Annotated in this window: 25 protein-coding genes; 1 reads left to right on the top strand and 24 read right to left on the bottom strand. The window is 70.0% G+C overall.

Annotation, left to right across the window (positions count from 1 at the left end):
• The 6 genes from IRZ18_02100 to IRZ18_02075 all read right to left on the bottom strand — a co-directional run.
• The coding region (locus IRZ18_02100) for an ATP-binding protein (GenBank protein ID MBX5475903.1) at window positions 1-281 on the bottom strand (281 nt) is incomplete at its 3' end.
• Window positions 278-2947 (bottom strand): DNA mismatch repair protein MutS, encoded by a 2670-nt coding sequence (gene mutS, locus IRZ18_02095; protein MBX5475902.1) that lies wholly within the window; start codon window positions 2945-2947, stop codon window positions 278-280. The genes IRZ18_02100 and mutS, both read right to left, overlap by 4 nt.
• 59 nt (window positions 2948-3006) lie before the next feature.
• The gene (miaB, locus tag IRZ18_02090; protein MBX5475901.1) at window positions 3007-4398 is read right to left on the bottom strand and encodes a tRNA (N6-isopentenyl adenosine(37)-C2)-methylthiotransferase MiaB; all 1392 of its coding nucleotides are present in this window, start codon (window positions 4396-4398) and stop codon (window positions 3007-3009) included.
• 70 nt (window positions 4399-4468) lie between these two features.
• Window positions 4469-4735 (bottom strand): hypothetical protein, encoded by a 267-nt coding sequence (locus IRZ18_02085; GenBank protein MBX5475900.1) that lies wholly within the window; start codon window positions 4733-4735, stop codon window positions 4469-4471.
• 21 nt (window positions 4736-4756) lie between these two features.
• Window positions 4757-5851, bottom strand: a complete 1095-nt coding sequence (locus tag IRZ18_02080) for a long-chain fatty aldehyde decarbonylase (GenBank protein MBX5475899.1) — start codon at window positions 5849-5851, stop codon at window positions 4757-4759.
• Window positions 5848-7173, bottom strand: a complete 1326-nt coding sequence (locus tag IRZ18_02075) for a 3-hydroxy-3-methylglutaryl-CoA reductase (GenBank protein ID MBX5475898.1) — start codon at window positions 7171-7173, stop codon at window positions 5848-5850. Before IRZ18_02075 ends, IRZ18_02080 begins: the two co-directional genes overlap by 4 nt.
• Window positions 7174-7243: 70 nt before the next feature.
• On the opposite strand from IRZ18_02075, the gene IRZ18_02070 reads away from it, so the two are divergent.
• Complete coding sequence (locus IRZ18_02070) at window positions 7244-7825, top strand: hypothetical protein (GenBank protein ID MBX5475897.1); 582 nt, start codon at window positions 7244-7246, stop codon at window positions 7823-7825.
• Here the strand turns inward: IRZ18_02070 and IRZ18_02065 are convergent.
• The 18 genes from IRZ18_02065 to IRZ18_01980 form a co-directional block, all read right to left on the bottom strand.
• Window positions 7719-8192, bottom strand: a complete 474-nt coding sequence (locus IRZ18_02065) for a hypothetical protein (protein MBX5475896.1) — start codon at window positions 8190-8192, stop codon at window positions 7719-7721. The genes IRZ18_02070 and IRZ18_02065 overlap by 107 nt on opposite strands.
• Window positions 8193-8227: 35 nt before the next feature.
• The gene (locus IRZ18_02060; protein MBX5475895.1) at window positions 8228-8566 is read right to left on the bottom strand and encodes a hypothetical protein; all 339 of its coding nucleotides are present in this window, start codon (window positions 8564-8566) and stop codon (window positions 8228-8230) included.
• 51 nt (window positions 8567-8617) lie between these two features.
• A complete protein-coding gene (locus tag IRZ18_02055) occupies window positions 8618-9460 on the bottom strand; it encodes a PHP domain-containing protein (GenBank protein ID MBX5475894.1) in 843 nt (280 codons plus the stop codon).
• Entirely contained in the window at window positions 9457-10440 is a 984-nt protein-coding gene (locus IRZ18_02050) for a dipeptidase (GenBank protein MBX5475893.1), read from the bottom strand. The genes IRZ18_02055 and IRZ18_02050 overlap by 4 nt, the downstream gene beginning before the upstream one ends.
• Window positions 10440-11651: an acyl-CoA dehydrogenase family protein gene (locus tag IRZ18_02045; protein ID MBX5475892.1), complete on the bottom strand. Its 1212-nt coding sequence runs from the start codon at window positions 11649-11651 to the stop codon at window positions 10440-10442. Before IRZ18_02045 ends, IRZ18_02050 begins: the two co-directional genes overlap by 1 nt.
• A gap of 75 nt (window positions 11652-11726) precedes the next feature.
• On the bottom strand, window positions 11727-12536 hold the full coding sequence (locus IRZ18_02040) for a TIGR00282 family metallophosphoesterase (protein ID MBX5475891.1): 810 nt from the start codon (window positions 12534-12536) through the stop codon (window positions 11727-11729).
• 27 nt (window positions 12537-12563) lie between these two features.
• Entirely contained in the window at window positions 12564-13073 is a 510-nt protein-coding gene (locus IRZ18_02035; GenBank protein ID MBX5475890.1) for a hypothetical protein, read from the bottom strand.
• A 71-nt stretch (window positions 13074-13144) separates the two neighbouring features.
• Window positions 13145-14686 carry a ribonuclease Y gene (gene rny, locus IRZ18_02030; GenBank protein MBX5475889.1) on the bottom strand — a complete coding sequence of 514 codons (1542 nt, stop codon included), beginning with the start codon at window positions 14684-14686 and terminating at the stop codon, window positions 13145-13147.
• A 347-nt stretch (window positions 14687-15033) separates the two neighbouring features.
• A complete protein-coding gene (locus IRZ18_02025; GenBank protein ID MBX5475888.1) occupies window positions 15034-15495 on the bottom strand; it encodes a GNAT family N-acetyltransferase in 462 nt (153 codons plus the stop codon).
• 87 nt (window positions 15496-15582) lie between these two features.
• Window positions 15583-16374: an enoyl-CoA hydratase/isomerase family protein gene (locus tag IRZ18_02020; GenBank protein MBX5475887.1), complete on the bottom strand. Its 792-nt coding sequence runs from the start codon at window positions 16372-16374 to the stop codon at window positions 15583-15585.
• Between the two features lie 5 nt (window positions 16375-16379).
• On the bottom strand, window positions 16380-17294 hold the full coding sequence (locus IRZ18_02015) for a hydroxymethylglutaryl-CoA lyase (protein MBX5475886.1): 915 nt from the start codon (window positions 17292-17294) through the stop codon (window positions 16380-16382).
• Window positions 17291-18829: an acyl-CoA carboxylase subunit beta gene (locus tag IRZ18_02010; protein ID MBX5475885.1), complete on the bottom strand. Its 1539-nt coding sequence runs from the start codon at window positions 18827-18829 to the stop codon at window positions 17291-17293. The genes IRZ18_02015 and IRZ18_02010 overlap by 4 nt, the downstream gene beginning before the upstream one ends.
• Before the next feature lie 18 nt (window positions 18830-18847).
• Window positions 18848-19060, bottom strand: a complete 213-nt coding sequence (locus IRZ18_02005; protein ID MBX5475884.1) for an acetyl-CoA carboxylase biotin carboxyl carrier protein subunit — start codon at window positions 19058-19060, stop codon at window positions 18848-18850.
• A gap of 11 nt (window positions 19061-19071) precedes the next feature.
• Complete coding sequence (locus IRZ18_02000) at window positions 19072-20211, bottom strand: acyl-CoA dehydrogenase family protein (GenBank protein MBX5475883.1); 1140 nt, start codon at window positions 20209-20211, stop codon at window positions 19072-19074.
• 12 nt (window positions 20212-20223) lie between these two features.
• Window positions 20224-20727: a RecX family transcriptional regulator gene (locus IRZ18_01995; GenBank protein ID MBX5475882.1), complete on the bottom strand. Its 504-nt coding sequence runs from the start codon at window positions 20725-20727 to the stop codon at window positions 20224-20226.
• 47 nt (window positions 20728-20774) lie between these two features.
• Window positions 20775-21809, bottom strand: a complete 1035-nt coding sequence (gene recA, locus IRZ18_01990) for a recombinase RecA (protein ID MBX5475881.1) — start codon at window positions 21807-21809, stop codon at window positions 20775-20777.
• A 172-nt stretch (window positions 21810-21981) separates the two neighbouring features.
• Window positions 21982-23445: a metallophosphoesterase gene (locus IRZ18_01985; GenBank protein ID MBX5475880.1), complete on the bottom strand. Its 1464-nt coding sequence runs from the start codon at window positions 23443-23445 to the stop codon at window positions 21982-21984.
• A 49-nt stretch (window positions 23446-23494) separates the two neighbouring features.
• On the bottom strand, window positions 23495-24234 hold a 740-nt coding region (locus IRZ18_01980; GenBank protein MBX5475879.1), incomplete at its 5' end, for a nicotinamide-nucleotide amidohydrolase family protein.

Genomic DNA, 24234 nt, shown 5'->3' with positions numbered 1-24234 from the left:
CCCAACGTGGCGAGCCGTTGCAGGTCCTCCAGCCGGCGGATCTTGCTGGTCGCGTGCCGCTCCAGCGCCAGCCTCGCGTCCTCCGGCGTCATGCCCTCGGCGTCGTCGCGCACCGTGACCTCGCGCGCGCCGCCGCCCGCGATCTCGATCACGACCCGCCTCGCTCCGGCGTCGAGCGCGTTCTCGACGAGCTCCTTCACCACGGACGCCGGCCGCTCGACGACCTCCCCGGCCGCGATCTGGTCCGCCGTGCGGCTGTCGAGGATGCGGATGCGGTTCATGGCCGCTCCTCCCTACCGAAACGGCGCTTCCACTCGTATAAAAGGTTCAGGGCCTCCCGTGGCGTCAGGCCGTCCGGGTCGAGCGCGCGCAGCAGGCGTTCCAGAGGGTGCGCGGCGCGGCGTTCCGCCCCCACGGAGCCGAAGAGGCTGAGCTGCGAAGCCGCTGCCGGGGCGCCTGGATGGTCTGCCTGTGCCGCCTCCGCCGCCGCCGCGACCGGCGCCGGGACGTCGCCGGGAGCGGTGGACGCGGGCCACGCCCGGCCCTGCCCGCCCGTTTCCAAGGACGCCAGCACTTCGCGCGCCCTCGCGAGAACCGCCTCGGGCAGCCCGGCGAGCGCCGCCACGTGGACGCCGTAGCTGCGGTCCGCGGCGCCGGGGCGCACGTGGTGCAGGAACACGATCTCCCCGCTCTCCGGACGTTCCTCCACCGCCATGGTCAAGTTCTGCACCCCCGGCAGCCGGCCTTCGAGGCTGGTCAACTCCTGGTAGTGCGTGGTGAACACGGTGCGCGCGCGGATGCGCAGAATCAGGTCTTCCGCCACTGCCCACGCGATGGCGAGGCCGTCGTAGGTGCTCGTCCCGCGGCCGATCTCGTCGACGACGACGAGGCTGCGCTCCGTCGCCTGGCGCAGGATGCGGCTGGTCTCCACCATCTCGCGCATGAACGTCGACTCGCCGGCGGCGAGGTCGTCGCTCGCGCCGATTCGCGAGAAGATCGCGTCCGCGAGGCCGATGCGCGCGAACGAGGCCGGGACGAAGCTGCCGATCTGGGCGAGGAGCACACAGAGGGCCACAGCGCGCGCGTACGTGGACTTGCCCGCCATGTTCGGGCCTGTGAGCAGGAGGAAGCGGCGGTCGGCGTCCATGCGCACGTCGTTGGGCACGTAGCGGCCGGGTCCCAGGAGCGCCTCGACGACCGGGTGGCGCAGCGCGGCCGCTTCCAGCACCGGTTCTTCGCAGATCGCGGGGCGCACGTAACCGCGGGCGGCGGCGAGCTCGGCGAAGCCGGCGACGACGTCGAAGACGCCCAGGGCGTGGGCGAGGCGCTGCAACGCGGCCACGCGTGCCGCCACCGAAGCGCACAGGTCGCGAAAGATCTCGGCTTCCAGTTGCAGGGCGCGCTCGGCGGCGTGGAGCAGGCGGTCCTCGAGTTCCTTGAGCTCGCCCGTCACGTACCGCTCCGCGTTCGCCAGCGTCTGCTTTCGCACGTAATCCGCGGGCACGGCGTCCCGGTTCGCGTGCGTGACCTCGATGTAGTAGCCGAACACCTTGTTGTAGCCGATCTTGAGGGAACGGATCCCCGTGCGCTCGCGCTCCCGTTGCTCCATGCGCGCCAGCGTGGCGCGGCTGTCGCGTTGCAGCGCGCGGAGCTCGTCGAGCTCGGCCGACACGCCTTCCCGCACCACCCCGCCGTCGCTGACGCTCACCGGCGGGCGCTCGGTGAGGATCGTCTCCAACCGGTCGAGCACGTCGCGCGGCGGCTGCAGCGCGTCCGCGTGCTCCGCGAGGAGTCCCGCGACGGCCGGGCCGGCCGCCTGAAGGACCCTCTCCGACGCGCGCAGCGATTCGCGCAACGCGGCCAGGTCGCGCGGCGTCGCGCGGCCCGTCGCCACGCGCGCCACCAGGCGCTCCACGTCCTGCACGCCGCGCAGCGCCGCGCGGATGGCGGCGCGCGCCGTGCCGTCCTCGACGAGCGCCGACACCGCTTCCAGGCGCGCCTCGATGACGCGGCGATCCCGCAGGGGGAAGTCCAGCCAGCGGCGCAGGAGACGCGCGCCCAGCGGCGTCATGGTGAAGTCGATGGCCCAGAGCAGGCTGCCGTGGAAGGAGCCGTCCAGGCGCTGGCGGATCTCGAGGTTGCGCCGCGTGGCGGGATCCAGCCTGAGCGCGTCCTCCCCCTCCCAGCGGCGCAGCTCCGTCGTCTGCGAGGCCCGGCCCTGCAGCGTGTGCTCCACGTAGGCGAGGAGCGCGCCGGCGGCCGCCGCTTCCGGCGACCGGTCGGGAACCCCGAAGCCGGCCAGCGTGATCGTCCCGAAGTGCCGGCACAGGAACTCCGTCGCGTGGCCGGGGTCGAAATGGCGGTCCGGCCAGCGCGTGACGCTGGCGCCGAGCGCGCGCGCTCCCGCCTCGGCGTCCTCGCCGGCGAGGCTCTCCGGAAGGACGACCTCCGCGACGTCCCACGCGGAGAGCAGTTCCCACGGGTTGTCGCCTGCGTCGGCGCAGATCAGCTCGCCGGTCGACACGTCGGCGAGCGCCACGCCCCACGCGGTGCGGCCCCGCTGGCGCGCGCGCGCCACCGACGCCATGTACACGTTCGCCCGGGCGTCCAGGAGGCTGTCCTCGATGCGGCTGCCCGGCGTGACGACGCGGACGACCCGCCGCTCGACCAGGCCCTTGGCCGACTTGGGGTCCTCCACCTGTTCGCAGATCGCGACCTTGTACCCGCGGGCGACGAGGCGCGAGAGGTATTGCTCCACGCTGTGGTAGGGCACGCCGCACATGGGCACGCGCCCCTCCGCCCCGGCGTCGCGGCCCGTCAACGTGATGTCCAGCTCGCGGGCGCCGACCTCCGCGTCCTCGTAAAACAACTCGTAGAAGTCGCCAAGGCGGAAAAAAAGCAGGGCGTCCGGGAACGCCCGCTTGATCTCATGCCATTGGCGCATCATGGGCGTGCGCGGTTCCGTCGACAAGCGAGTGGCGGCTCCTCCTCGCAAGCGCACACGGGTCAGTTGTACACGGCGATGCGAGAGCGGCGCCCGTCGGGCAACGGCTCGCCGGTGCGCCGGCCTTCCAGGTACCACGTGTGCGCGCGCGTGATCTCAACCTCGCAGAAACGGCCCTGCAGCCCGTCTTCGAACGGGAGCAGGACGATGCGGTTCGTCCGCGTGCGCGCCGACAGCTTGGCGGGATTCTTCTTGCTCGGGCCCTCCACGAGGACCTCCATCCGCTGCCCGACGAGCCGCTCGTTCTTCTTGCGTTGGAGCGAGTACTGCAACTCGTTGAGACGCTGCAGCCGCTCCTTCTTCTCCTGCAGCGACGTCGGGTCCCGGCGGTTCCAGACCGCCGCCGGCGTCCCCGGGCGCGGCGAGTAGATGAACGTGAACGCGTTGTCGAATCCGACTTCCTCGACCAGCCGGAGCGTGTCCTGGAACTCCTCCTCCGTCTCGCCCGGGAAGCCGACGATGATGTCCGTCGTGATGCTCGCGTTCGGAATGGCTTCGCGGATGCGGCGGATGAGGTCGAGATACTCCTCCCGCGTGTAGTGGCGGTTCATCTTCCGCAGGATGCGGTTGTTCCCCGACTGCACCGGCAGGTGGAAGTGCTCGCAGACCTTGTCGTTCGCCGCAACGGCGTCGATAAGCTTCTGCGTGAACTGCCACGGGTGCGAGGTCAGGTAGCGCACCCAGCGGATGCCGTCGATCTTCTGCACGTCGGCGAGGAGGTCGGCGAGGTCGTAGCCCGTGCCGAGGTCGCGCCCGTAGGCGTTCACGTTCTGTCCGAGCAGCGTAACCTCCTTGTACCCCTGCAGGGCGAGCGCGCGAATCTCCCGGAGGATGTCCTCCGGCCGCCGGCTGCGCTCACGCCCGCGCGTGTACGGCACGATGCAGTACGTGCAGTACTTGTCGCACCCGTAGATGATGTTGACCCATGCCTTGACGCCGTCGAGGCGCTTGGAGGGCAGGTTCTCCACGACCTCGTCGCCGGCGCTCTTCCACACGTCGACCACCAGCTGGTCCGTGTCCGCCGCGCGCGCGAGGATGTCCGGCAACTCGTGGATGTTGTGCGTTCCGAAGATCAGGTTGACGTGCGGAGCGTGGCGCTGGATCCACTCCACCGTCTCCTTCTCCTGCGCCATGCAACCGCAGAGGCCGATGACGAGGTCGGGCCGCTCGTCCTTGACGGCCTTCAATCGGCCGATCTCTCCGTACACGTGCTGCTCGGCGGTTTCGCGAATGGCGCACGTGTTGAACAGCACCAGATCGGCGGCCTCCGGCTTCTCCGCGGGCACGTAGCCCATCTCCTCGAGGAAGCCGGCGATGATTTCCGTGTCGCGCTCGTTCATCTGGCAGCCATAGGTGTAAATGAAATACTTGGAGCCCGGACCCAAACGGGACATGGCAGGGCACCCCCTTCATGCCGACGCCGGAAGCGCCGCGAGCGGCGGCGCGGATCGGAGGATCAACCGCTCACGCGGGCGAGCGCACCGAGCTGAGCTCGTACTCCATGCGGCCGTCCTCGTCCAGCGACGTGACCGTCATCTCCACGATGCGGCCGTCGTCGAGACGGACGGCGAAGCGATGCGGAACGCTGCACCAGACCGTGAACTTGCGACCCTCCGCGTTCACCGTGCGGTCGATGAAACCGAGAAACACGACGTTGGCGTCATACCGGTAGGCCACGCCGTCATAGACGAGACCCTCCTGGATGACGTCACCCATTCGCGCCTGCTGCAACGGCACTCACCCCGACCCATTCTATCCGCCGCTCGCGGAACGTACCAGGCGACTTCTGCACAGCAGCGCCACCGCGCAACCGGCGCACGCCGTCACGGCGGCGCGGGCGCTCTCCTTGAACCCCAGCGCCCATCCGCCGGGGCGCCGCGCGGAGGTGCGCGGCTCCCGGCCGGCGCTCCGTTCCTGTGCATCCTGCGCCGCCGTCAGCGGCCGGCCGCCCGGCCCGACCAGGGCGCCGGGGATCGGCTCAAGGCCGAGCAGCATGCGGAAGAACTGCGTCCAGCCGCCCGGCGGCATCGGCTTGCCGCCCGCGGCGGGCCGCGCCTCGCCGGACCCGGCCGCGCCCAGGTCCGGATCGTCGGGGTCGGCGCCGCGGCCCTCGATGCCGATGCGACGCGCGTGCGTCTCGATGTGCGACGTCAACCGCTCGAAGAACTCGTCCCCGTCGATCCCCAGCGCCTTGCTGTCCTCTTGCAAGTGCCGGTACATGGCCTTCATGGTCTGCAGGAGCTCTTCCTTCATCTGGCGCAGGCCCTCTCGGCGCTCCTCGGGCAGGCGCGGCACCGCCCACCGCAGGTAGTAGTGGGCGAAGGCCTTGTGCCGCGACTCGTCCGTGAGGATGTTCGTCGAGATGCGTCCGAACAGCGCGTCCGGCTGGGCGCGCGCGAACGTCTGGTAGAACAGGCTGGAGAAGATGTCGCTGATGAGGATGCCCCACACCCAGTCGAAGCGGTCGCCGGTCACGAGGCGGTGGTGGTACCGAAGGGACTCCGGCATCTCGCGAAGCCGGATCGGGTCGTGGCCGAGCGTGCGATAGAGCTTGGTCAGCGTCTCGAAGTGGCGCGCCTCGTCCATGAGGAAGGTCGAGACGTAGAGCTGGGCCGACGTCTCGTGCGCGTCGGCCAGCTGCGGCACGACCCGCGCGGCGCCGAGCATGGCCGCCTGCTCGCCCAGGTACACCGGCGTGAGGATGCGGGCGAGGGCCCTGGCCTGGCGGTCGCCGAGGCGCAGGGGCGCGTCCCAGTCCACGTCCGCGGAGGTCCACTGGCTGCGCCGTGCCTTGTGGTACAGGGCGAGGAAGAGGTCGTCCTCAATCTTCGGGAAGAGCCGAATCACGTGGCCGTGCTCCCTTCGACGCGCCCCCGCAGTCCCCCGCGCTCCCAGTGGGCGCGGTAGAAGTTCTCGCTGCCCTCGACGGCCATGCTCGCCGTGGCCGAGATCTCCAGGGCCAACGTGGCCGCGGCGACGATCTGCGCGAACCGGAAGACGGAGCCCGGTCCTTCGCAGCCCATCAGGCGCAGGTACGACCGGGCGTGCGGCAGGCCGGTCCCTCCGCCCACGGTGGCCACTTCCAGTCCGGGCAAGCGGATGGAGAAGTGCAGGCCATCTTCCACGGGCGTGACGACGCCGTGGGCCATGCTGCTCGTGCCGACCATGCCGAGATCCTGGCCGGTCGCCGCGAAGATCGCCGCGATCGCCGAAGCCGGCGTGAAAGCGAGCGACTGCATGCCGCTCGCGTGGCTTCCGTGGGCGCCGGCGCGCTCGAGCTCGACGACACGCTCGGGCGCGACGCGGAGCACGCGCGTCAGGGCGGCGCGCGTGAGCGTCGTCTCCGCGATCACCGTCTTGCCGTGGCCTTCCTGGTAGTACAGGTAGCTGGGTTTCTTGTCGCCGCCCATGTTGGCTTCCAGAACGAAGTCGCGCGGCACCGGCACCCCCGCGGCCGCCGCGCGTTCAGGGACGAACCAGCGGTTCAGGGCGTACGCGTTTCGGGTCATCATGTTCGGTCCGCACGCGTCCCCTGTGGTGAAGCGGTACAGCACGTGGCAGTACGCTCCGACGACGTGCGTGCGGACCTCCCGCAGCACCGCGTGACGGGAGATCGGTGCCACGCCGCCCTCGTTGCGGGCGCCGCGCAGGGGGTTGGCGGGATCCAGAAGCCAGTCGCGCATGGCTTCGGCCTGCGTCTCGATCCAACGCGCGAAAGCGACCGCGTCCGCCGTGCTGTCGAAGAAGAAGCAGGAGTCGCGGGTGATGCGGTCGTGCAGGACGAAGGTGCGGAACCCTCCGGACATGGCCGCGGCGATGACGCCCCGCTGCATCGACGCGGAAAGCCCGCCTTCCGTATGCGCGATCGGCACGAAGACTCGCTCCTCGCGCCGGTCCACCTCCCGCGGGTCGCCGCGTTCGTCCCGCTCGTACACGCCGAGCGAGATGGGCAGCGGGCCGACGACGCCGACCGGTAGGGCGACGTAGCCCGTCAGCAGCTCCATCGCGTGGAGGAACGGCGCCGCGCCCGACTCGAACGGGAACTCGAAGACGTCCACGAGCGGCTCCCAGTGGGGCAGGGCGCGGAGCGCCGCCTGTCTTGCGGCGATGTCCTCCGGACGGTTCTTGCGCGGCCAGGTCAACGGATCCGTGCGCGCGTGGTCCGACATGGGATCCCCCTGTCGTCGATCGTGGACAATGCTGCTCCATACTTTACCACACGCTGCATACGATCGTGGCATGAGCCACGGTGCGCGCTGGGCGTGGGCCCTGATCCTCGTCGCCGTCGCGGCCTACGGCGTCGCGTTGGGCCTGTGGCGCGCGCGCCAGCAGGAACCGTTCGCCGTCCGCCTGGCCGCCGAGGGAGAGGGCTGGACGGTCGTGGTGCGGGTGCGCGGCGACGGGGACGGCGTGTGGGAGTCGGACATCACGTTCGAACGGCCTTCCGGACTGCCGGCCGCATTCGTGTGGGAACTCGCCTTCCCCGGCCGCGGCGTCGCGTGCCGCGGGCTGGCCCGCTTGCCTGCGCCGGCGGCGGGCATCACGCGCGTGGGGGTCAGCGGCTGTCGCGGCCCCGAGCCCCGCACCCGCGGCGCCCTGCTCGGGCGAGGCCCGCTGGCGTGGGTGGCCGTGGTCTGGTACGACGGCGACCTGCGCGACGTCCAGCTCCTCCTCCATCCGGCCGACCTCGCCGCGCGGCCGCCCTGCAACGGCGTCACCGGCGACGGAGGCGCGCCCAGAAACCTTTGCGGCGTTCCTTGCGGGAACGGGCCGCGGCGAGCTCGTAACGCAGGTGCTGGATCTCCTGCTGTGTGCGGATGAGGGCCATCATCAGGCGATCGTGGTCGGATACGCGCCGTTCCTCGCTCCGCAGGAGGGCTTGAGCGAGTTGCTCGAGGCGTTCGTGAAGGCTGGCGTCCGGCTCCGCGGCGGTCGTCGCGACCTCCCCGGCAGCGGACGCGATGAGCTGGCGGATGTGGGCATCGTCCAGGCCCGCGGCGCGCCCCGCCGCGGCCGCGCGCAGCCGCGCAAAAGCCTCCGCGGACAGGCCGCGCGTCTCCCCCTGGACTTCGACGGCGCCGATGTCGGGGAACGCCTCCAGCAGCGCACGCACAGCCGCCGGCGGCAGCGCCAGGCGGCGGCACACGTCGTCCAGCGGAACGAAGGAGGCTTCCGTCCGTTCGTCCATCGGCATCGTCCCCACGGTGGCGGTCGTCCGCGAGGTCAGTCGTTCTGCACGCCCGGCGCGAATCCTTCCCGGCTTTCGCCGCGAGCCCGCACGGCCCGCACGCGAGTCTCCAGCACGCGCTCCGCCAGCCGCGCGTTCGCCCGGGCCAACCGCCGGTTGCGGGATTCCAGCGCCGTCAACCGCGCCCGGTGCTCGCGCTCCGCCTGGATGAGCATGTTCATCAGGACCCGCCGGCTCACGCGAAGCACGTGAAGCCTGGCTTCAAGCTGCCGAACCCGCTCGACCAGGCTGGGGTCGGCCGCGGCGTCCGTCCAAGCATGGTCGTCGAGCGCGCGGGCGCGTTCCCTGTCGGCCGCGATGGTCGCCACCCCCATGGCTTGGCCACGATTTCCGGTCGACCCATAGTATGCCGGCTGCGGTTGAGGTTATTCGGGGCGCGTGGCGCGTGCGCGGAGGGCGCGCACGGTGTCCAGGGGGACGGAGTACGTGCCGAGGGGAACCCGCTCTTCGAAGGCGTGGAAGTCCGAGCCGGCGGTGGCGATCAACCCGCAGTCCAGGGCGACGCGATGCCACGACCGGCTGGTGGGCAGATCGTGTTCCGGGTGCCAGACCTCGATGCCGCCGAGCCCGGCCGTTCGCAGGGCATCCAGCAACCCTTCGCTGCCGGCGTGCGCGCCCGGGTGCGCCCAGACGGGCACCGCGCCGGCCGCGCGCAGGACGCGCGAGGCCTCGACGGCGTCCAGCTTGGCGCGCGGCACGTACGCCGGGCGGCCCTCCGCCAGGAAGCGCTCGAAGGCCTCGGGCACATCGGCCACCACGCCCTTGCGCACGAGCACGCGAGCGATGTGCGGCCGGCCGCTCGAGTGCCCGCCCTCCGCGAGGACCTCCTCCAGTTTCACGGGCACGCCCATCCGCTGGAGGCGTTCGACCATCGCACGAATGCGGCCGCGGCGCGCTTCCCGCATCTCCCGCAGGAGGCCGGCGAGGCGCTCGTCGGCCGGGTCGGCGAAGTAGCCCAGGATGTGGACCTCGACGTCGCCGTACGAGGCCGACAGCTCCACGCCCGGAACGAACTCGATGCCGAGGCGCAGCGCTTCCTCCCGCGCCTCCTCGACGCCGTCGAGGGTGTCGTGGTCGGTCAGCGCCACGCCCGCCAGCCCGACCTCGGCCGCTAGACGCACGACCTCGGCCGGGCGCAGCCGCCCGTCCGAGGCCGTGCTGTGCGCGTGGAGATCCACGCGCCCGCGCGCCGGGGCGGGCGGCGTCACCCCAGAACCTCCCGGACGACGCGCAGGAAGTTGCCGCCGAGGACCTTGCGCACGGTCGTCTCGTCGTAGCCGCGGGCGAGGAGTCCCTCCGTGAACCGCGGCAGGCGGGACACGTCATCGAGCCCTTCGGGCGTGGTGCTGATCCCGTCGTAGTCGGTGCCGAGACCCAGGTGGTCCGGTCCGACGAGCTGCAGCACGTGCTCCGCGTGGTCGAGCAGCTGGTCCAGCGTGGCCCTGCCGCTTTCGTGGATGAATCCCGGGTGGAAGTTGAGCCCCATGACCCCGCCCGCCTTCGCGAGCTCCCGGATCTGGTCGTCGGTGAGGTTGCGGGGATGGTCGCAGAGCGCGCGGCAGTTCGAATGGCTGGCGATGAACGGTTTCGTCGACACGGCCGCCACGTCCCAGAAGCCCGGCTCGTTCAGGTGCGAGACGTCCACGATCATGCCGAGCCGGTTCATCTCCTCGACGACCTTGATGCCGAACGTGGTCAGGCCGCCGTTCGTGCGGACCTCGCCGATCCCGTCGCCGACGGCGTTGCGCCCGTTCCAGACGAGGCCCATGGCCCGCACGCCGAGGCGGTGCAACACCCGCAGCCGGGCGAGATCCGTGCCGATGGGCTCGGCGCCCTCAATGGACAGGATCGCCGCGATGCGGCCCCCGGCCAGGGCGGCGTCGATCTCCCGGGCGTTGGTGCACAGCGCGAGGTCGCCGGCATTGCGGTCAAGCTCCCGGAAGAAGGCGTCCAGCATCTGCAGGAGGCGCGGCAGGGAACGGTCGGGGTGGTACTCCGGGGGCACGAAGAGCGCGAAGATCTGGACGTCCACCCCGCCCTCGCGCATGCGCGGCAGGTCGACATGGCCCTTGTCGCTGCGCGTCGCGAAGTCCCGCTTGCCGTCGGTCCAGTCCATCACCGTGTCGATGTGCGCGTCGAAGACCACGGCGTCGTGGTGAAGAGCCCGGGCGTCCACGCCGGCTGCCATCAGCGGTCGCCTTCCTCATCCTCGGCGAACGGCCAGGCCGGCAACTCGCGCCGCAACGGCCGGTCCACGCGATAGCCCAGCGCGTATTCGCCCTGCATGATCTCCTGGATCTGCGTCGTTCCTTCATAGATCACGGCGCCCTTGGCGTTGCGCATGTACCGCTCCACCGGGTACTCCGTGGAGAACCCGTACGCTCCGTGAACCTGCACGGCGTCGACGGCCGCCTCGAAGGCGCAGGTCGTGGCGTGCCACTTCGCGAGCGCCACCTCGCGCGTGCAGCGCTTGCCCTGATTCTTCAACCAGGCGGCGTAGTACGTCACCCACCGCGACGTGTCGCGTCCGCGGACCATCTTCGCGATGAGCTGCTGGACCAGCTGGTACCGGCCGATCGGCTTGCCGAACGCCTCGCGCTCGCGCGCGTACGCCACGGAGGCGTCGATGCAGGCCTGGATCAGGCCGACGGCGCCCGCCGCTACGGTCAGGCGGCCGTTGTCCAGGGCGGACATGGCGATCTTGAAGCCCTCGCCCTCCTCGCCCAGGCGGTTCTCCACCGGCACCTCGAGGTTGTCGAAGTACAGCGTGCCGGTGTTGCCCGCCCACACGCCGAGCTTGCCTTCGATGGTGGAGGAGGAGAACCCCGGGAACCCGCGCTCCACGATGAATGCGGTGATCCCCTCGTGCCGCGCGGTCGGGTCGGTCTTCGCGAAGACGAGGAAGACGTCCGCCTTGTCGGCGTATGAGATCCACGTCTTGCTGCCGTTCAGGATGTACTTGTCGCCGACGCGTCGCGCGGTGGACTTCATGCCGGCCACGTCGGAGCCCGCGTCCGGCTCCGTGAGGCCGAACGCGGCGAGCCGGCGGCCCGTGGCGAGATCCGGCAGGTAGCGCCGTTTCTGCTCCTCCGTGCCCCACTGCAGGATGGTCAGCCCGGTGAGCCCCACATGCACCGACAGGATCTCCCGGTACGACGTCTCGGCGCGCTCGATCTCCTCGCACGCGAGGCAGAGCGAGATGTAGTCCAGCCCGCTACCCTCGTACTTCTTGGGGAAACAGATGCCGAGGATGCCGGCCTCGCCCATCTTGCGGGGCAGATGTTCCGGGAAGTGGTGCTCGCGGTCCCACTTGGCGATGTACGGGCGGATCTCCCGGTCCGCGAACTCCTTGACGAGCTCCTGAACAGCCTGCTGATCGGGCGACAACGAAAAGTCCAAACGAGTTCCCCCTTACCGGCGGGCGCGGCGGGCCCGGGCGGGCACGTCCGGTCGCGACGCCCATCGTTGCCGATTTTACGTGACTTCCGACGCGGGAGCCAGGGGCTCGCGCTCGAAGATGCGCTGAATGGAGCGGGCGCGGCCAGTCGTCCCGTCGATGTCCACGAGGACGGCGTTCAACTGGCATGGACCGGACGCGGCGTCGAAGCGGACGGGCATCTGCGTGAGGAACTTCTCGATCACGCGCTCCTTCTCGATGCCGATCACGGAGTGCCATGGCCCCGTCATGCCGACGTCGCTGATGTAGGCGGTGCCGCCGGGGAGCACGACCTCGTCCGCCGTCTGGACGTGCGTGTGGGTGCCCACGACGGCCGAGACGCGCCCGTCGAGGTACCACCCCAAGGCGACCTTCTCGGACGTGGCCTCGGCGTGGAAGTCGACGAAGCGGACGCGGACGTCGTCGGGGATCGAGGCCAGTTCCTCGTCAAGGCCGCGGAACGGATCCTCCAGCTGGGCGCCGGCGAAGACTCGGCCCATGGCGTTGAGGACGGCGACGGGTTCGCCCGAAGCGGTCCGGGCGACGAGACTCCCCCGCCCCGGCGTTCCCGGCGGGTAGTTCAGCGGACGCACCAGGTTCGGCAGGTTGTCGATCTCCGGCACGAGCTCCCGCTTGTCCCAGGTGTGGTTGCCCAGCGTGATGACATCGACGCCGAGCGAGGTCAGCTCGCGGGCGACGGGCGGGGTGATGCCCACCCCGCCGGCCGCGTTTTCCCCGTTGGCGATGACGAGGTCGGCCCCCACCTCGCGCCGGAGGTCCGGGAGGCGGCGCCGGAGGAGGTTGCGTCCCGGCCGGCCGACGACATCGCCGATGAACAGGATGCGCACCGCAGGGCCCCTTTGACAGGTTGAGGACTACTTGTTGAAGACGAGAACCCGGCCTTCCTCGCGGAAGGCGATCAGCCGCTGCACCTGGCGCGTGGTGCGGAGATCGTCGAGCAGCGACTCGATGATCTCGTCCTGGTGCGTCTGCTCCTCCTCCTCGCCGGGCGTCGGACCCTCGGCGACGAGCTTCCCGTCCAGGCGGTCGCGGAGGAGGGAGATGATCATCGAGATCTCGGTCGGCGTCAGGCTGTCGACGTCCCGTTCCAGTTCCAGCACCGTGACGCCGTCGACCACCTCGTGCTGCAGCGAAAGGTGGCGCGGCTGGACGCCCTCGAGGAACGCGTACGCGTCCAGGCTTTCGTCCAGGAGGGATGCCAGCTCCGCCACCTCGTCCGACGGGAGACTTCCTTGGCAGAGGAACGTGAACCGCATGAGGTTCGTTTCCGGCTCGAAGTGCAGCGAGGATACCTCCGGGTACCTCAAGAGCATCGAGATGAGAAGGTGAACGCTTCCGGAAGACCGTGCGTCGGTTGTGGTCAAACGGCATCGCCCCTTCCATCGGGTCGCGGCGCCTGCCCGGCGGAGCGGGCAGACGCCGGCCCAAGGTCGAGCTACCGGGCGTATTCCACCGCCCGAAGCTCGCGGATCACGGTCACCTTGATCTGGCCCGGATACTGGACCTCGTTTTCGATCCGCTTCACGATGTCTTTGGCTACACGGTATGCTTCCAGGTCGTCGATCTGGTCGGGTTTGACCATGATCCGGATCTCCCGGCCGGCCTGGATGGCATAGGCTTTGGCGACGCCTTCGAACGAGTCGGCGATCGCCTCAAGCTGCTCCAGCCGCTTGATGTACGCCTCAAGCGACTCGCGCCGGGCGCCCGGACGCGCGGCCGACAGGGCGTCCGCCGCCGTGACGAGCACGGCCTCGACCGACTTCGCTTCGAAGTCGCCGTGGTGCGTGCTCATCGCGTGCACGACGGCCTCGCTCTCGCCGTACTTCCGCAAGAGCTCCATGCCGATCTGCACGTGCGTGCCCTCCATGTCATGGTCCATCGCCTTGCCGATATCATGCAACAGGCCGGCGCGGCGCGCGACCTCCACGGAGCAGCCGAGCTGCGAGGCCATGAGACCCGCGAGGTGCGCGACCTCGATGGAGTGGCGGAGAACGTTCTGGCCGTAGCTCGTCCGGAACTTCAACCGGCCGAGGATGCGCACCAGCTCGGGGTGCATGCCATGCACGCGCGCTTCGTAGCAGGCCTGCTCCCCCGCCTCGCGGATCACGTTGTCGATCTCCTTTTCGGCTTTCGCGTACATCTCCTCGATGCGCGCCGGATGGATGCGGCCGTCCGCGATCAGCTTCTCGAGCGTCAGCCGAGCGATCTCGCGGCGGATCGGCTCGAACGCCGAGATCACGACGGCTTCCGGCGTGTCGTCGATGATGAGGTCGACGCCCGTCAAGGCCTCGAACGTGCGGATGTTCCGCCCTTCGCGGCCGATGATGCGCCCTTTCATGTCGTCGCTCGGCAGGTGGACCACCGACACCGACAGCTCCGCGACGTGGTCGGCGGCGCAACGTTGCACCGCCTGGCTCACGATCTCGCGGGCGACGCGATCGGCCTCCTCACGGGCCTGCTGCTCCAGCTCGCGGAAGATTTGCGCCGCTTCCCGCTGCGCCTCCTCACGCGCGCTCTCCAGAATCTGGCGACGGGCTTCTTCCTTTGTCAAGCCGCTGATGCGCTCAAGCTCAAGAAGCTGCCGTTGGCGGGCTTCCTCAGCGTTGCGCCGGATCTCCTCGATCTCCTGTTCCTTCCTGCGGTACTGCTCCTCGCGGCGCTCAAGCTGCTCAAGCTTTCGATCCAGCTGCTCCTCTTTTTGCAGCAGCCGGCGCTCCTGCCGTTGGAGGTCGCTGCGCTTCTCCCGCAGTTCCGCCTCTGCTTCCGTGCGCAGCCGGTGCACCTGCTCTCGCGCCTCGACCGAGGCTTCGCGCAGGATCGCTTCGGCCTTGCGCTCCGCTTCCTCGACGATGCGGCGACTCCGTTCTTCCGCCGCCCCGAGCGCGGCCTCGTACGAGCGCCGGTGCAAGACGTAGCCGGCGCAGACACCGGCCGCTGCGGCGACGACGGCGACGAGGATCGTGGTCATCGTCAACATGCATCTCACCCCCGGGCGAACCCGGTGACTGAACAAGAAAAACCGATCCGCGAGGACCGGTTTTGGACGACACCTCAACTCGCTTACGACGATAAAGCGGGTCTTGCCCGCCTCGCCGCAGAGACCGTCTCGGTTGTGGAGACCGCCCGCACCCTACGACGAGGGTGCGCCGTATCCCGTACTGCTTCATGTACAGGCCAAGCCAACGACCGAGTGGTTCGAGGTGACGCTCCAAAGTCCAGTCAAATGCCAGGTTCCAGTTCGATTGTCTCAACAAACTCGGCTGGTCTGAAGGGCCAATTCCCGTTAGGGTTGTCCTTCCCTGCCAGCCTGTCCGCTGCGCGCCGTCACAATGGCTTGCGAAAGCGGACCTGATCGAATTCCGTTTCATCGTCCGGCAACAACTCGATGGGCCGGTAGCCAAGCTTCAGATAGAAGTCAATGGCCGGCGCATCTCGGAGCCCTGTTTCGAGAACGATCTGGCCTGCTCCTGCAGCTTTCGCCATCTTTTCTGCGGCCAACATCAGCGATCGTCCCACCGCCAGGTGCGCGTAGGCCGGGAGGACCGACAGGTGCGAGACGGACGCCGTCTCCCCGTCCACGCTGACCCGCACGGCGCCGATGACTTCGTCGCCTTGATGGGCGACGAGCACCTTGCCGGCCTCGATGGCCCTGCGAACGTCATCCACAGTTTCCGCCAAAGGCGGCAGCACGATCCGGTAATTCTTCTGGTTCTCGCGAAACGCTTCCCTTTGCACGTTCAGGACCGCTTCGGCCTGATCCAGGCGCGCGGGTTCTACAGTCCACAAGGTGCGCGTCCTCCGTTCGGGGACCGCCGATCGTCATTCATGCGGCGAACCGCTTTCATATTAACAGATCCGGGACGCTTAAGCCCGCTACCGCCCGGGCCAGTCCGGCGGCCGTTTGTCGAAGAACGCCTGGACGCCCTCGCGCGCGTCTTCGCTGGACGCCGTCAACGCGATCATTTCGCGCAGCACCGCGAGCGCTTGACGGTACCCCAGCCCGTCGACGGCGTACAGCGCCGCCTTGCCCATCGCGAGCGCGACGGGGCTTTTGCGGACCAACTCCTCGGCCAGATCCTGCACGGCTTCGTCGAGTTCGCTCTCCGGGACGGAGCGGTTCACCAGCCCGAGCGCGGCCGCCTCGTCCCCGCGGATCCTCCGGCCCGTCGTCAGGAGCTCCCACGCCGCCCGCCGGCCGACGGCGCGCAGGATGGGCGCCATGACGACCATGGGGAACAGGCCGATGTTGACCTCCGGCAGGCCGAGCACGGCCGTCTCCGCGCAGATGGCGAAGTCGGCGCCGCAGACCAGTCCCATGCCGCCGGCGAGCGCGTATCCGCGAACCTTGGCGATCACCGGCTGCGGCGCGGCGGCCATGGCCTCCAGCACCTCCGCGACGCCGGAGAAGTAGCGACGGCGCGCGGACACGTCGGTCGCCGAGGCCACCTCTCGCAGGTCCGCTCCCGCGCAGAACGCCTCATCCCCCTCGCCCGTCACCACGAGAACGCGGATGCGGGAGTCGGCGGCCGCGACACGGAAAGCCTCGACAAGCCCGGCGAGGGTCGCCGCATTCAAGGCATTCCTCACTTCCGGTCGGCAAATGCGGATTTCGGCGATGCGGTCCGGCTGAAGGCGAACGGCCCCGCCGGCAAACGTGCGTTCCATCGGCGTCACTCCTCCGCCCTCGCGCCCGGCCACCAGGAGAGCCCGGCGCGGCTCACGTGGCCCGGCAATGTCCGGCCGATACGCTCGGCGAGCCAGGTCGCGGTGTCGACCAGCCCCTGCAGGTCGACGCCGCGGGCCAGCCCGAAGCCCTGAAACATGTACACGAGATCCTCCGTGGCGACATTGCCGGCCGCGCCTGGAGCGTACGGGCAGCCGCCGAGCCCGCCGATGCTGCCGTCGAAGGCGCGCACGCCCAGGCGGAACCCTTCGAGGGCGTTGGCCAGGGCCGTGCCGCGGGTGTCATGAAGGTGGAGGGCGACACGGTCCAGAGGCATGCGCGCGGCGACGGCCTCGAGCACGCGCCGCACGCCGGCCGGCGTGGCGACCCCGATGGTGTCGCCCAGGCTGATTTCTTCGTATCCGGCGTCCACGAGCTCGAACGCCAGGCTGGCCACGGCCTGCGGGTCCACCGGACCGGCATACGGGCAGCCGAAGGCGGTGGAGAGGTAGGCGCGAAGGCGCGCGCCCTGGGCGGCCCTGGCCAGCCGCCGAGCCTCGTCGAGGCTTTCCGCCACCGAACGGTTGACGTTCTTGCGGTTGTGGGCCTCGCTCACCGACATGAAGAAGGCGAACGAGGTGAAGCCGCAGGCTCTGGCCCGCTCCAGCCCGCGCACGTTGGGAACCAGGGCCGTGTACACCATGCCCTCGCGTCGTTGGATGGCCCGCGCGACCTCCTCGGCGTCCGCGAGGTTGGGGATCCAATCGGGGCGCACGAAGGAGGTGACCTCGATTTCGGCCAGTCCGCACGCGGAGAGGCGGTCGATCAGCTGGACCTTCTCCGCCGTGGGCAGCGCACGGGCCTCGTTCTGGAGGCCGTCACGCGGGCCGACCTCGACGATGCGCACGTCCGGCGCGCTCATACCGGCGGGACGCCCCGCTGCCAGCGAGGACCACGGGGGTGGCGCAGGCGGGCTTCCAGCCGACCGATCAGCGCGTCCCGCAGCGCGTCGGGCTCGACGATGTCGTCCACGACGAGCTCCGAGGCGAGGCGGTAAATGTCGATGTCGCGCTCGTAGTCCTCTCGAAGTTGACGGACGAGCCTCTCCCGCTCCTCGCCCTCAAGTTCCTGCAGCCGGTTGTAGTAGACGGCGTTGACGGCCGCCTCCGGTCCCATCACGGCGATCTGCGCCGTCGGCAGCGCCAGGCAGGCGTCCGGTTCGAAGGCAGGTCCGGCCATCGCGTACAGGCCGGCGCCATACGCCTTCCGCACGATCACCGAAAACTTCGGAACGGTGGCCTGGGACACGGCGCTGATGAGCTTCGCGCCGTGCCGGATGATGCCCGCCCGCTCCACGCGGCTGCCGATCATGAAGCCGGGGACGTCGGCGAGGAAGACCAGCGGGACGTTAAACGCGTCGCACAGCCAGATGAAGCGCGCCGCCTTGTCGGCCGAGTCGACGAACAGCACGCCGCCCTTGACCCGCGGCTGGTTCGCCACGATGCCGACGGCATGACCGCCGAGGCGGGCGAACCCGGTGATGATCTCCGGCGCGAAGAGCCGCTTGATCTCGAGGAAGGTGCCGGCGTCCACCAGCGAGTCGATGAACTCGTACATGTCGAACGGAACGTTCTGGCTCGGCGGGACGATCTCCGCCAGGCGGCGCCGCCCGCCGGGTGCGGCGGCCGGAGCCGGCGCCGGCGCCTCGTCGGCGTGGGACGGCATGTACGCCAGGTACCGGCGGGCCCAGGCGATCGCCTCCTCCTCATTCGGGACGAGGACGTCGCCGCAGCCGGAAACGGTGCAGTGCATCCGCGCGCCGCCCATTTCCTCGAGCGAGACCTTCTCGCCGATGACCATCTCGGCCATCCGTGGCGAGCCGAGGTACATGCTGGCGTTGCCCTCCACCATGACCACGACGTCGCAGAATGCCGGAATGTACGCGCCTCCGGCGGCCGAAGGGCCGAAAAGAAGGCAAATCTGCGGCACGACCCCAGAGAGGCGCACCTGGTTGTAGAAGATGCGGCCCGCGCCTCGCCGGCCGGGGAACATCTCGACCTGATCGGTGATGCGCGCCCCGGCGCTGTCGACCAGGTAGACCAGCGGCACGCGAAGGCGCTCCGCCTGCTCCTGGATGCGCAGGATCTTCTCCACCGTGCGACGTCCCCAGGAACCGGCCTTCACCGTGGAGTCGTTGGCCATGATGCAGACCGGCCGGCCGTGGACGCGCCCGATGCCGGTCACCACCCCGTCGGCGGGAAGCTCTGGATCCAGCGCGTTCGCGAAGAGGCCATCCTCCTCGAACCGGCTGTCGGGGTCCAGCAGCAGCCGGATCCGTTCCCGGGCGAAGAGCTTGCCCTGTGCGGCGTTGCGTTCGTGATACTTCGGAGCGCCCCCGGCGGTGATGCGCGCGCGAAGGGCGGCGAGTGAGTCCTCCAAAAGACCGTTCCTCCCCATGGTGCGTCGCGAAACGGATCACTCGTAGCGGAAGAGCACGTCTCCCTCGTTGACGAAGGCGCCGGGCTCCGCGACCAGCTCCGACACTCTTCCGCCCTCCGGGGCCACGATCGGGATCTGCATCTTCATCGACTCCAGCACGGCGACCTCGTCGCCCGCCTGGAACGCCTGTCCGGCGGCGACGCTGAAGCTGACGAGCACGCCGGCCATCTCGGCCCGGAGTTCCTTCATGCTTCGCCTCCCTAGAGTCCGAGTTCTCGCGCGATGACGAGCCTCTGGATTTCCGAAGTCCCTTCGCCGATCTCCATCAGCTTCGCGTCCCGGTAGAACCGTTCGACGGGGTAGTCGCGCGTGTAGCCGTAACCCCCGAGGATTTGCACCGCTTCCCGCGTGGCGTCGACGCACAGCTCGGACGCCAACATCTTGGCGATGGCGGCTTCCTTCTTGTAGGGCCGGCCGCGGTCGCGCAGCCAGGCGGCGTGCCACACGGCCAGGCGCGCGGCCTCGATCCGGGCGTGGAGTTCGGCCAGCTTGAACTGGATCGCCTGAAACTGCCCGATCGGCCGCTGGAACTGGCGCCGCGTCCGCGCGTACTCCAGAGCCGCGTCGAAGGCCCCCTGCGCGATGCCGACGGACAAGGCGCCGATGCCGATACGGCCCCCATCCAAGGTGTCGAGGAAGATGGGGAAGCCGCGGTCGACCTCGCCCAGCACGTGATCCGCGGGGATGCGGCAGTCTTCGAACAGAAGCTCACGCGTGTCCGAGCTGTGCAGTCCCATCTTTTCGATGGCGCGCCCCACTTTGAAGCCCGGCGCCGACCGGGGAACGAGGAACGCGGTGATGCCGCGGTTTCCCTTTTCAGGAGAGGTGGAGGCCGCCGTCACGACGACGCCCGCGTACGCCGCGTTGGTGATGAAGATCTTCCGGCCGCGGATGACCCAGTCGGCGCCGTCCCGGCGCGCGGTGGTCTCTGTGCCCCCGGCGTCGCTGCCGGCGTTCGGTTCCGTGAGGCCGAACGCTCCGAGGTACTCACCGCGGGCGAGGGGCACGAGGAATTCGCGCTTTTGGGCTTCGGTGCCGAAACGATAGATCGGCATCGCCGCGAGGGAGATGTGCGCCGCGAGCGTCAGGGCCAGGGACGCGTCGACCCGCCCGAGTTCCTCCAGCGCGAGCGCGACGGACAGGGTGTCGCCTCCGGCTCCGCCGTATTCTTCCGGAAAGGGCAGGCCCCACAGGCCCAATTCCGCCATTTCCGGGATCAGATCTTCGGGAAAACGGTGGTCGCGATCGCGGGCCGCGGCGCCCGGAGCCACGCGCTGCCGGGCGAACTCGCGCACGGTGTCCCGCAGGAGCCGGTGAGCGTCGTCCAGCTCGAAGTTCACGGCATCACCCCATCAGGGATTGTATGGTTCCGTCTCCAACCCTTCCATCCCTGCGCGATGAGCCACCGCGCGACGGGCGGCGTCGGCCGGGATGCCGCGGCGCAAGAGGAGCGCAAGGGCGCGGCGCGCCGCGACCGCACGCGGAAGGTGGGCGTACCGCGGCCACACCCGTTCCAGGGCCCGGCGTGCCAACTCGTCCGGGGGAATCTCGGCGAAGGCCTCCTCCACGGTCTGCCGGGCCAGGCCGGCGGGGATGCCCCGGGCGCGGAGGCGGGCGTACAGGGAGGCCGGTCCTTCGGCACGCTCCGCGACCCGGCGCTCCGCGATCTGCCGCGCGAGGGCCTGGTCGTCCACGAGCCCGGCGGTCACCAGCTCGTCGACGACGGCGACCACGTCCTCCGGCGACGGGGACGGCTCGCGGCCACGAGTGCGAAGCAGGCGGGCCTCCAGGGCCGCACGCGAGTACGGCCGGCGGTCGAGAAGGCGCAGGGCCCGCTCCCGCAGCCTCGCGCGCATATTCACTTCATCCGAGGCGGGCCCCGGGCGCCGCGGCGACGACCCGTTCATTCAGAGTCGGCCGCGCTGTCTTCGTTGGCGACGGCCGCGCGCACGCGGCCGAGGCTGAGCTCCGAGCGGATGCGGGCTTCGATGCGATCCGCGACGTCGGGGTGCTCCCGGAGATAGTCGCGCGCGTTCTCCCGCCCCTGCCCCAGGCGCTCGCCTTCAAACGAATACCAGGCGCCCGACTTCTCGATGATGTCGAGCTGGGTGCCGATGTCGAGCAGGTCCCCTTCCCGGGAGATGCCGGAGCCGTAAAGCAGGTCGAACTCCGCCTGGCGGAACGGGGGCGCCACCTTGTTCTTGACGACCTTCGCGCGCACGCGAATGCCGATCGGCTCCGAGCCCTGCTTGAGCGTCTCCACGCGGCGGACGTCGACCCGCACGGAAGCGAAGAACTTGAGCGCGCGCCCGCCCGGCGTCACCTCCGGGTTGCCGAACATGACGCCGACCTTCTCGCGGATCTGGTTGATGAAGATCACGCACGTGCGGGACTTGCTGATGGCGCCCGTCAACTTGCGCAAGGCCTGCGACATGAGCCGGGCCTGCAGGCCGACGTGCGAATCCCCCATCTCCCCCTCGATTTCGGCGCGCGGCACGAGCGCGGCGACCGAGTCGACGACGACGATGTCGACGGCGCCGGAGCGAACGAGGGCGTCTGCGATTTCGAGCGCCTGCTCACCGGTGTCCGGCTGGCTGACGAGGAGGTTGTCCACGTCCACGCCGAGCTTTTGCGCATAGTGAGGATCCAGGGCGTGCTCGGCGTCGATGAACGCGGCGACGCCGCCCGCTTTTTGCGCCTGGGCGATGATGTGCAGGGCCACCGACGTCTTTCCGCTCGATTCGGGCCCGTAGATTTCCAGGATGCGGCCGCGCGGCACCCCGCCCACGCCCAGCGCGATGTCGAGCGCCAGCGATCCGCTGGGGATCACCTCGACCTGCAACTTGGACGTGTCGCCCAAGCGCATGATCGAGCCTTTCCCGAACTGCTTTTCGATCTGCGTCAACGCGATTTCCAGCGCGCGCCGCCGTTCCTCCATAGGCGTCCGACCTTCTTTCCGGTTTGGCAGAATCTGGGAATGCATTTCCATGTGGCGCCCGTTTTTCCTTCCGAGACCGTGAACGAGACCGCGGGACCGGTCGAGCTCCGTTTCCAACCCTAGCGTACTACGAAGCCCGGCGCGAAACACGAACATGTATTCGCCTTCGTGCCTACGGGTCCTGCTGCGCGTCCGCGCCCGGGTCCACCCATGTCGTCGCCGGGGCTCCCGCGCCCGACGGGACGGCGAACAGGTGGCGCTGCAGCGTCACCGTGCCGCTCACGCTCGTCACTTCCACGACGTCGACCGCGCGCGGCGCGAGCCCGTCCGGCGTCCGGTCGAGATACAGGATCATGAGGGAATAGGGAATCGCCTGGGTCGAGGCCAGACCGCGGATGCCGGCGGCGCCCGTGGTGCCGGGATTCAAGTAGACGGAGGCCGACTCCCGCCGGAGGTCGACGCGGTGGGTGTGCCCGGCGACGATCACGGGCGCGCGCCCGAGGAAGCGCAGCGCCACCTGGGGGTTGTGCACGGCGAGGATCGCGGGCGGCTGCGGCGCCGCGCGAAGGTCCGCGTCGACGGCGTCCCGCTCCATGGCGATCTCCTCCGGGGTGCCGAGCGCCGGGGACAGGCGGGCGCTCGCGGGGTCGGCCTCGCCGACGATCGGCACGTCGTGCACCGTGATCTCGCCATTGCGCAGGACGATCACGTTCGGCAGGGAGCCGAGCTCGGCGAGCTCTTCGGGAGAGTCGTGGTTGCCCGGGACGATGACGTAGGGCACGGGCAACTGGCCCAGCTCGGCCAGCAGGGAACCCTCGAGCGCCGTGCCGTAGTCGGTGAGGTCGCCGGTGTCGAGGACGAAGTCGGGGCGGAAGGCGAGCACCATGCGGCGGATGAAGTCGACGCCGACGGGGTTGTTGTGCACGTCGGTGACGAGCATCGCGACGACCTGGTCGCCGCGCTCCCCGAGGGGCGTGAGCGTGTCGATGGCGCCGAACAGCTGGTAAAGGTTGGACGCAATCAGGGTCATCTGGCGGCTCAGCTTGCGCGCCTGGGTGACGCTCTCCCCGACCAGGTCGATGACCCACGGAGCCGCCTTGACGGCGCCCTCGAACTCCGGCGATCGGAAGGCGCGCGCATCGAATGTGGCGTAGCTCCAGCCGACCACGCCCGCCATGCTCAGGAGGCCGAACGCGGCCCCGGCGACTGCCCTGCGCCAGCTGCGCCGGCGCAGAAGCAACGTGCCGGCAGCGCCGCCGGCGCCGCCCAGGAGAACCACCCAGACGAGGAACCGCTCCCCCGAATACCGCAATTGGCGTTCGATCTGCGGGAGCACGTCGCTACGGGTGTCGCGCTCGATCATGGCGCGCAGCAGGTCCAGGTCCACGTCCGCCAGCGTGACGGTCAGCGTGAGGGGTCCCCGGTGCGTACGGGCCCGCACCTCGCCGAAGGGAGGCAACTCCACGCGGGTGACGCCCGCCGGCCCGAAGGACGCGGCGAGCTCCACGCGGAAGGCGTCGATGGAGACGGTGGCTCGACCCAGGAGGACCACGGCCAGGACCATGCCCACCCAGGCCACCGCCAGCGTGCGCAGGTGCGGCCCGCAGCGCTCGAAGGCGCGCCACGCTCGTCGCACGATCGAACGCATCCGACGGACCACCCCCCACACCCTCAAGTCCGGCCGGTCACGATGGCGGCGCAAGCCCGGACAGCCGGGCCCAGAGACACACCAGCGCTTCCCACGTGGCGCGCTCGCGGACGGCGTGACGCGGGCCGTGGAACACGCGGCGCACGGAGCCTTGGCCGGTGGAGTCGCTCCAGCCCACGTAGACGGTGCCGACCGGGTTGCGCTCGTCCCCGCCGTCCGGGCCGGCATAGCCCGTGACGGCGACGACGACGTCCGCGCTGAGCGAAGCCCGCGCGCCGCGCGCCATCGCTTCCGCGCAGGCCGCGCTCACGGCGCCCTCGCTGTCCAGGATCCCCCGGTCGACGCCCAGCACGCGCTCCTTGACCCAACTCTGATACGCCACGACCCCGCCGGCGAACCAGCGCGAGGCTCCCGGGACGCCGCTGAGCGCGGCCGCGACAGCGCCGCCGGAGCAGGACTCGGCGACCGCCACGCGCCGTCCCTGCCGCAGCGCGAGGGACGCGATCGCCGAGGAGAGGGACGGCTCCTCTTCGGAGTACACCCACGGGGCGAGCGCCTCCCGAACGCGGGCAGCTGCCTCGGCGACAGCCGATTCCGCCTCGCCGGCTCGCAAACCTTCCTGGGAGCGTTGCGCCCACAGGCGAACCTCGACCGTGCCGGCGTGCAGGTACGTGGCCCAGCGTACGCCGCTGGCGGAGGGGCTGCCAGCCCCGAGCGTGGCGGCCACGCGCTCCGCGATCACGCTCTCCCCGTAGCCCGCGACAAAAAGCCGGCGCG

The organism is Clostridia bacterium, from assembly GCA_019683875.1.
Taxonomy (GTDB): Bacteria; Bacillota; Sulfobacillia; order RBS10-35; family Bu92; genus Bu92.
The sequence above is the reverse complement of the archived record's forward strand: the minus strand, read 5'-3'. Positions and strand labels throughout refer to the sequence as shown.

Bases quoted from the DNA above. Each gene is read 5' to 3' on its own strand.
- mutS (MBX5475902.1), bottom strand. From the start codon at position 2,947: ATGATGCGCCAATGGCATGAGATCAAGCGGGCGTTCCCGGACGCCCTG.
- miaB (MBX5475901.1), bottom strand. From the start codon at position 4,398: ATGTCCCGTTTGGGTCCGGGCTCCAAGTATTTCATTTACACCTATGGC.
- IRZ18_02075 (MBX5475898.1), bottom strand. From the start codon at position 7,173: ATGTCGGACCACGCGCGCACGGATCCGTTGACCTGGCCGCGCAAGAAC.
- IRZ18_02070 (MBX5475897.1), top strand. From the start codon at position 7,244: ATGAGCCACGGTGCGCGCTGGGCGTGGGCCCTGATCCTCGTCGCCGTC.
- IRZ18_02065 (MBX5475896.1), bottom strand. From the start codon at position 8,192: ATGGACGAACGGACGGAAGCCTCCTTCGTTCCGCTGGACGACGTGTGC.
- IRZ18_02060 (MBX5475895.1), bottom strand. From the start codon at position 8,566: ATGGGGGTGGCGACCATCGCGGCCGACAGGGAACGCGCCCGCGCGCTC.
- IRZ18_02050 (MBX5475893.1), bottom strand. From the start codon at position 10,440: ATGGCAGCCGGCGTGGACGCCCGGGCTCTTCACCACGACGCCGTGGTC.
- rny (MBX5475889.1), bottom strand. From the start codon at position 14,686: ATGTTGACGATGACCACGATCCTCGTCGCCGTCGTCGCCGCAGCGGCC.
- IRZ18_02020 (MBX5475887.1), bottom strand. From the start codon at position 16,374: ATGGAACGCACGTTTGCCGGCGGGGCCGTTCGCCTTCAGCCGGACCGC.
- IRZ18_02015 (MBX5475886.1), bottom strand. From the start codon at position 17,294: ATGAGCGCGCCGGACGTGCGCATCGTCGAGGTCGGCCCGCGTGACGGC.
- IRZ18_02010 (MBX5475885.1), bottom strand. From the start codon at position 18,829: ATGGGGAGGAACGGTCTTTTGGAGGACTCACTCGCCGCCCTTCGCGCG.
- IRZ18_02005 (MBX5475884.1), bottom strand. From the start codon at position 19,060: ATGAAGGAACTCCGGGCCGAGATGGCCGGCGTGCTCGTCAGCTTCAGC.
- IRZ18_01995 (MBX5475882.1), bottom strand. From the start codon at position 20,727: ATGCGCGCGAGGCTGCGGGAGCGGGCCCTGCGCCTTCTCGACCGCCGG.
- recA (MBX5475881.1), bottom strand. From the start codon at position 21,809: ATGGAGGAACGGCGGCGCGCGCTGGAAATCGCGTTGACGCAGATCGAA.